Here is a 5,163-nt window from a genome sequence, read left to right as displayed (position 1 = left end):
CAAAAACGCGCGCGGATGTCAAGAACAAAAGACGAACATTGCGCGCGGCGGTTAACCTTAGGGCTTTAAGAATTCGTTGACTCTACAGCCAAGCTCTGGCGCCTTCCGCGCAGGGAAGGGGAAAATCCGATGCGGTTCTGTGGCTTGGGCGCAGGAGCTCTCATGGCGATCGCAGTCGCAACCGCCGCGGAGGCCGCTGACACCCCCTACCAGCCCGCATCGAAAACCAGCGTCGGGTTCGCCGGGCCGGCCGGCAGCCTGTGGTCCGGCAGCCTGACCAGCGAACAGTGCGTGACCCCGCGTCGTCGCCGCCTGCTTACGTTCTTCGAGCCCAGGCAGCGGTACGCGCTCGCCGAAAGTCGCGGCGAACTCATCGGCGAGTTCCGCGCGTCGACTCCCCTGCCCGCCTCCATCGTGACGACGGCGCGCGCCTGCGCCACAGTGGCCGGCGAGACGGCCACCACGCGCCTGATGCTCACCGGCGGCGCGCCGGGGTTCTCTCGCTTTCAGACCGCCTTCGCCGCCTGCATGTCACAGCACGACGCCGCCCAGGCCGTGGGCTCCATGACCCTCTGGATCGACAACCGCTGCAACTGGTGAGACGGGCCTCTTAGGCCTGCAGATCGTCACGGTCCCGCTCGACGAGACAGGGCCGGGCGGGCGGAGGTCCCAGCGTGGCCCCTGCCGCGCGGATCTCGTCCACGCGTTCGGGGCTGAAGCCGGGGGCGTACTCCACCTCCTCCCACGTCAGGTACGGCCGGAAAAGGATCAGGTCGTAGGCCGCCGAAAGGCCCACGCCGGGCAACGTCGCGAGCTCTTCCGCGGTCGCGATGTTCAGGTCGGTCATGAGGGGAATCCTGCCTTTCTCCGCCAACGCCAGGCGACGGCCGCCGTTCCTGCATTTTCTACGTAACAGTCAGATTTGATCAGCCGCGCCGCCGCCACGCGAACGGCAGGGCGAAGACCAGTGGAAGGATGAACACGAACGCTCGTCCGCCGCTCACCACCCAGGCCAGCCCCGTCAGCGTCAGCGCCGCCAGGGTGATGATGAGCAGGGTCAGCGGCCGCATCGGCTACCTCCGGGCGGCCACCCGCGCCGCCACCTCTTCCAGTATGTCCGTGAGCTCATGGCCGACTTCCCGCGTCAGCCCGCCCGCCGTCCCGTCGCCGTAGAGACCCGCGCGGGCGAACCCGCCCACCAGGCCTTGGAAGGCGTCCGGGTCGGACAGCGCCATCTGGGTGAGCAGGGCGCGCAGCAGGAAGTCGTGCGCCGTCAGGCTGCGCTGGGTGTCCGCAAGCTGGGCCTCCAGCGCCAGAATTCGTCCCGCTTCGTCCATGCTCGCGCCTCCGACCGATGGTTACGCCTAGAAGGCCGGGGTTGGCGAACGGCGCAAGGGGCGGCGAGCGGTCCCGCCGCCCCGCGCCCGCTAGTGCATGGAGTGCTTCAGGGCGCTGATCTGGTCGTGGTCGGCCCGGATCGTTTCATAAGCCTGACTCACCACCGCCCGCGCGTTGGCCGGCAGTTCGCCGTCGCGCATCGCATGCTCGAACTTGCCCTTGATGACGTCCTCGCCGCGCTCGACCTCGTCGATCACGGCCTTTTCGCTGGCGCCGCCCATGACGGCGTTCTTGAGGTCGACGAACTTGTTGTGCGCCTTGCCCAGCATCGATTGGTCGTGCTCGGGAGTGCCGCCGAAGGTGCGGACCTCCTCCTGCAGCTGGCGCGACAGGTCCATGCGCCGGCGCGCGCGCTCCGCGAATAGGGTCTTCAGCTGGCCGTCGGGGATGTTTTCGGCGGCCTCCTCATAGCCGTTGGCGCTGTCCAGCGTCGTCTCGATCAGGCTGTTCAGCACCTTCACGGCGCGTTCGTGGGTCGCGTCCATCGCGGGTCTCCTTTCGGGTTGGGGGTGTCGTCGGCACAACCCGCCCGAGCCCTCGCTGTTCCCCGCCGATCCGAAAGTGTGCACGCGTCAGGCCGCAGCGTCCGTGCGCCAGTTCACGGTAGGCAAAGCCGTGGGAAGGCGCGGCCTCTACGACAGCAGAGCCGGCCGCTCCGCGCCGGTTCGCCACGTACTCGCGAGCACAGGCGGGGGGAAATCCGAGCTTTCCCAATGATTTTCTTAGCTTGATAACTGATCGTTCCAGATTTCGTGGGTCGCCAAACCCTGAAATCGGCGCCATCTCTTTTCCGCGACGGTGAGGATTGCGTGGGGCCGGATGGAGAGCACGAGATCAGCGCGGTTCGAGGGGCGTCCCCAGCTCGTACGGGCTGGACTGGCGCAACTCTATGCTCTGGGTCTCGTCGGCGCCGCCACCCTCTGCCGCGTCTGGCTGGGCCACCGGTTCCCAGACCTCCTGCCGTTCAGCCTCTACTACCCCGTGATCCTTGCCGCCGGACTGGCGGGCGGCTGGCCGGCGGCCACCACGGCCCTCGTCGCCAGCGGCCTGGTGGGCTGGCGCTTCTTCCTGCCCGGGGCGGCCGACAGCCAGCTCTCCACGACCGAGGTCGTGAACCTGCTGCTCTTCGCCTTCTCCGGGGCGTTCATGGCCTTCGCCGGCGCGCACCTCCAGGCCCTGCTCTATCGGCAGCGAGACAGCCACGAACGGCTCGCCGAGCGCGAGCTCCGCTACCGCACCCTGTTCGACGCCATCTCCGAAGGCTTCGCCCTGGTGCAGGCGGTGCGCGACCAAGACGGCCGGTTGGTCGACTACGTGATCCTGGAGGCGAACCCGGCCATCCTGCGCATGCTCAACACCGATGCCTCGGTGATCGGCCGCCGCGGTGGCGAGGTGCTGCGCAACGCGCCGGCGGCGTGGCTCGGAGCCTGCGAGCGGGCCCTGGCGGGCGAGCCTCTGACCTTTGAATACCACGCCCCTGGAAGCCGCCGCTGGTTTGAGATCCACCTGGCCCGGGTGGCGCCGGAGCAGTTCGCCCAGTTCGTCATGGAGATCACGGACCGCAAGACCGCCGAGGCGCGTCACTCGGAACTGTTCGACGAGCTGAACCATCGGGTGAAGAACAACCTGGCCCTGATCTCCTCCATGCTCGGCCTGCAGGCCCGCAGCAGCAGCCCGGACGTCCGCGCCCAGCTGCAGAAGGCCATGGACCGAATCCAGGCGATCGCCGACGTCCACGCCCGCCTCTACCGCTCGAGCCGCAAGGACGACGTGGACTTCGCCGCCTACCTCACCGACCTCTGCCGCCGCCTGTCGGCATCGCTCATTGAGGATGACCGGGTGCGGATCACTGTGGAGGCCGAGCCCGTGGTCATGCCGCTCGACCGGGCGGTCGCGCTCGGCGTCTTGGTCAACGAGCTTGTCACCAATGCGGCCAAGTACGCCTATCCCGAACCCGCCTCGGGGGCGATCGCCGTGCGGCTGCAACGCACCGGCTCCAGCCTCCTGCTCTCGGTCAGCGACACCGGCCAGGGCCTGCCGCAGGACCTTTCGGGGCCGGGCCTCGGCATGCGACTCGTGCGCTCGCTCGTCCAGCAGATCGGCGGCGCCCTGGAGGTGGAGCGTACCTCAGGCGCGGTATTTCACGTGCGAATGCCCGATGCGCCGCCCGCGCTCGCGGCGGCGGGCGGCCAGGGCCGGCTGCTCTAGGCTGGCCGTCCCGCAAGGAGCCTGGGGAGCGTTGTCGGGCGGTAGTCCCAGACGTCCACGCCGACGTCGAACTGCCGCGCCAGCCCCTTCATGCGGCCGTGGCTGTGGCCGTGCAGGTTGAGCGCGCCCTTATGCTGCCGGTTCCAGCTTCGGAAAGGGTAGTGGCAGAGGACCAGGAAACGGCCCTCCCGCTCGATCTCCGCATATGGCGCCACGCTCTCCCACCCGTCGCCGGCCCCGGGCGGGTCGTTGTTTCCGAGGATCAGGTGCTTGCGTCCGTTCAGCTGGGCCAGCACCTCCGCCGCGCGCCCGGCTGTCCGCGCGAAGTCGCCCAGGTGCCAGACGTCGTCGCCGGCTTCGACCACGGCGTTCCAGCGCCGGATCAGCTCCGCATCCATTTCGGCCACGCTCGAGAACGGCCGGGGATAGAGGTTGAGGACCCGGTGGTCGCCGAAGTGCGTGTCGCTGGTGAAGTAGGTCGCCAAGGCGGCCCTCCGCGCGCGGCCTCCTAGACGAGGTCCGGACCGTCGGCTCCGCGCACGATCGCGAGCGCCCGCCGGCGGATCGCCGCCTCGATCGGACCGCAGTCCGGCGGGGCGTCGGCGATCGCCGACGCCAGCTGCCGCCGCGTCTCCGGAGTATCCATCGCCAGCCGGGAGGTGACGATCAGTTCCAGGGCGAACAGGTGCTGCTCCAGCGCGTCCATCCCGGAATGTTTACTTTGCCCCCTAAGTTTCGCAACTCATTCGCGATTGCAGGCGCTCGATTGCAGGTTGAATCACTACCTGGAATCCCGACCGGGAGTAGCGGCGACCGGCGCTCCGGCCGCCGCCAGTTCCTAGTGGGTCGTACCGGCGCCGTTCGCCGCGCTGTCCTGCAGGCCTTCGCGCACCGCCTGCGCGCCGGCGCGCGCCGCCTCGCCCACACGGGTCGGCAGGTCGCCTTCGGACTCCGGCCGCTGCAGTTCCTCCTTCACGCGGCCGTAGGCGGCCTGGGCGACACCCTTGGCGGTGTCGATCTGGCCGCGGGCGAGATCCTTGCCCTTGCCCATCAGCTTGTCCCGCGTGGGGCCCATGTAGCGGCTCTCTGCGGCCGTGGCCGGCAGGGCCGCGCCGATCGCCACGCCGACCGCCAGCCCCAGCGCGCCGAGCAGCAGCGGCTCGGACTCGAAGGTGTCGGTGGCCTGCTGCTTCACCCGCTGGCCCATCTGGCCGGCCCGGTCCCGCACCTGGCTGGCGGCGGAAGAGACGCCGTCCATCGCCGAGCGGGTGTGGTCGCGCGCGCCGGCCGCCGTGTGGCTCAGGCGCTCCTTGGCCGAGGCCACCACGCCGGACGCCTTGTCGGCCACCGCATGGGCCCTGTCCGCCACCTTCTCCTTCACCGACCCGCCTTGGCTGGCGTCGTCGTAGTAGTCGACGCCATAGCCCGCGCCGTAGGCGCCGGCGTAGCCATGGGACTTCTTGGACTGGCTCGCCATGAGCCAGGCCAGGCCCAGCCCGATCAGCGCCACCGGGACGGGGTTTTCCTTCGCCTGATCCACTACCTTCATCATCATCC

At 69.2% G+C, this 5,163-nt stretch carries 9 protein-coding genes; 2 read left to right on the top strand and 7 right to left on the bottom strand.

Annotated features, from left to right (window positions below):
- Window positions 1-162 precede the first annotated feature (162 nt).
- Window positions 163-600, top strand: coding sequence for a hypothetical protein (locus tag V7Z97_RS19135; protein WP_334165054.1), 438 nt, complete (start codon window positions 163-165; stop codon window positions 598-600).
- A gap of 10 nt (window positions 601-610) precedes the next feature.
- On the opposite strand, the gene V7Z97_RS19130 is transcribed toward V7Z97_RS19135, so the two are convergent.
- From V7Z97_RS19130 to V7Z97_RS19115, 4 genes are all read right to left on the bottom strand, one after another.
- On the bottom strand, window positions 611-847 hold the full coding sequence (locus tag V7Z97_RS19130; RefSeq protein WP_334165052.1) for a ComEA family DNA-binding protein: 237 nt from the start codon (window positions 845-847) through the stop codon (window positions 611-613).
- Between the two features lie 79 nt (window positions 848-926).
- Window positions 927-1,070, bottom strand: coding sequence for a hypothetical protein (locus V7Z97_RS19125; protein WP_334165049.1), 144 nt, complete (start codon window positions 1,068-1,070; stop codon window positions 927-929).
- 3 nt (window positions 1,071-1,073) lie between these two features.
- Window positions 1,074-1,337 carry a hypothetical protein gene (locus tag V7Z97_RS19120; RefSeq protein ID WP_334165048.1) on the bottom strand — a complete coding sequence of 88 codons (264 nt, stop codon included), beginning with the start codon at window positions 1,335-1,337 and terminating at the stop codon, window positions 1,074-1,076.
- Window positions 1,338-1,427: 90 nt separating this feature from the next.
- Window positions 1,428-1,883: a PA2169 family four-helix-bundle protein gene (locus V7Z97_RS19115; protein WP_334165047.1), complete on the bottom strand. Its 456-nt coding sequence runs from the start codon at window positions 1,881-1,883 to the stop codon at window positions 1,428-1,430.
- A gap of 334 nt (window positions 1,884-2,217) precedes the next feature.
- Between V7Z97_RS19115 and V7Z97_RS19110 the strand changes: the two genes are divergently transcribed.
- Entirely contained in the window at window positions 2,218-3,606 is a 1,389-nt protein-coding gene (locus tag V7Z97_RS19110) for a sensor histidine kinase (protein ID WP_334165044.1), read from the top strand.
- Here the strand turns inward: V7Z97_RS19110 and V7Z97_RS19105 are convergent.
- The 3 genes from V7Z97_RS19105 to V7Z97_RS19095 all read right to left on the bottom strand — a co-directional run.
- Window positions 3,603-4,091 carry a metallophosphoesterase family protein gene (locus V7Z97_RS19105; protein WP_334165043.1) on the bottom strand — a complete coding sequence of 163 codons (489 nt, stop codon included), beginning with the start codon at window positions 4,089-4,091 and terminating at the stop codon, window positions 3,603-3,605. The two genes, V7Z97_RS19110 and V7Z97_RS19105, sit on opposite strands and share 4 nt — an antisense overlap.
- A 23-nt stretch (window positions 4,092-4,114) precedes the next feature.
- Window positions 4,115-4,312 carry a hypothetical protein gene (locus tag V7Z97_RS19100; RefSeq protein ID WP_334165042.1) on the bottom strand — a complete coding sequence of 66 codons (198 nt, stop codon included), beginning with the start codon at window positions 4,310-4,312 and terminating at the stop codon, window positions 4,115-4,117.
- A gap of 132 nt (window positions 4,313-4,444) precedes the next feature.
- Window positions 4,445-5,163: hypothetical protein (locus V7Z97_RS19095; RefSeq protein ID WP_334165040.1), on the bottom strand; the 719-nt coding region annotated here is incomplete at its 5' end.

Origin of the sequence: Phenylobacterium sp., assembly GCF_036821595.1 — a bacterium.
Classification (GTDB): domain Bacteria; phylum Pseudomonadota; class Alphaproteobacteria; order Caulobacterales; family Caulobacteraceae; genus Phenylobacterium.
Note: the sequence above shows the minus strand (reverse complement) of the source record. Positions and strands in the feature narration are given on the sequence as shown.

Bases quoted from the DNA above. Each gene is read 5' to 3' on its own strand.
- V7Z97_RS19115 (WP_334165047.1), bottom strand. From the start codon at position 1,883: ATGGACGCGACCCACGAACGCGCCGTGAAGGTGCTGAACAGCCTGATC.
- V7Z97_RS19110 (WP_334165044.1), top strand. From the start codon at position 2,218: ATGGAGAGCACGAGATCAGCGCGGTTCGAGGGGCGTCCCCAGCTCGTA.
- V7Z97_RS19120 (WP_334165048.1), bottom strand. From the start codon at position 1,337: ATGGACGAAGCGGGACGAATTCTGGCGCTGGAGGCCCAGCTTGCGGAC.
- V7Z97_RS19125 (WP_334165049.1), bottom strand. From the start codon at position 1,070: ATGCGGCCGCTGACCCTGCTCATCATCACCCTGGCGGCGCTGACGCTG.
- V7Z97_RS19130 (WP_334165052.1), bottom strand. From the start codon at position 847: ATGACCGACCTGAACATCGCGACCGCGGAAGAGCTCGCGACGTTGCCC.
- V7Z97_RS19135 (WP_334165054.1), top strand. From the start codon at position 163: ATGGCGATCGCAGTCGCAACCGCCGCGGAGGCCGCTGACACCCCCTAC.
- V7Z97_RS19100 (WP_334165042.1), bottom strand. From the start codon at position 4,312: ATGGACGCGCTGGAGCAGCACCTGTTCGCCCTGGAACTGATCGTCACC.